Origin of the sequence: Bacillus cereus group sp. BfR-BA-01383, from assembly GCF_022663495.1 — a bacterium.
GTDB lineage: Bacteria > Bacillota > Bacilli > Bacillales > Bacillaceae_G > Bacillus_A > Bacillus_A cereus_AU.
In genome coordinates this window covers 1-783 of record NZ_JAKUFP010000095.1, presented here as the reverse complement: position 1 = coordinate 783, position 783 = coordinate 1, and the positions used below count along the sequence as shown (strand labels likewise).

Sequence of the window (783 nt, the reverse complement as noted above, 5' to 3'; positions counted from 1 at the left end):
GAGGGCACTGAAAAACTTGCGTTTTTTATAAAAAAATTCATTATAGAGAAAAATAAGGCGCTTTTTGTTCAATTTTGAACAGAAAACGCCTTATTTTTTGTCTATTTATTATTCTTTTTCATTCAGAAGCTTCAAGATTCTTTTTAGATTGACAGCGAATATCGTCGTTGCGCCCTGAATTTGCATGCCAAATAAACCCGTAGCCGATGCTTGATCGTACCCGTGTTTATTTTTTAACTCACTATTTTTTGCTTCGATTTTATAGCGTTCTCGAGCTAAGTTTTTAAATTCTTCTGTTTCTTGAAAAGCTTGTTGGTCTAAATGTTCCTCTGATTTAATGGCAACAGAATAGGTTTTAGTTTTTGAGCCTTCTTTAAAACATCCTTCCCGGAGTGGACAGACCTTACATTTTTCAACGTCAAAAAAATAAACCATTCTTGCACTTGCTCCTGGATGTGAATCTGGTTTTTTACTTTTTCTTTTTGCTAAATGTCCTGCTGGACATACAAATAAACCTGCATCTTTATTAAAGTCAAATCCTTTTCCGTTTGCTCTTCCATTTTGAGTAATCATTGGATTTAATTTAGAAATCAGTTGAATGTTTTGTTCTTTTGTATAAAGTAAATTGTTTTTCCCTGAATAAGCCGTATCAGCGATGACTGTTTCAACTTCCATTCCTGTTACTTCACTTTTTTCAATCAGTTCTTGTAGATAATGTCCATCTGATTTTTCACCTGTTGTAACGACTGCTGCTGTAATAATACGTTCATCACTAATTGCTAA

General features: G+C 33.5%; 1 protein-coding gene. It reads right to left on the bottom strand.

All coding sequences use genetic code 11. The annotated features are described in order from the left end of the window. Positions 1-108 precede the first annotated feature (108 nt). The coding region (locus MR065_RS27025) for a transposase (protein ID WP_242215738.1) at positions 109-783 on the bottom strand (675 nt) is incomplete at its 5' end.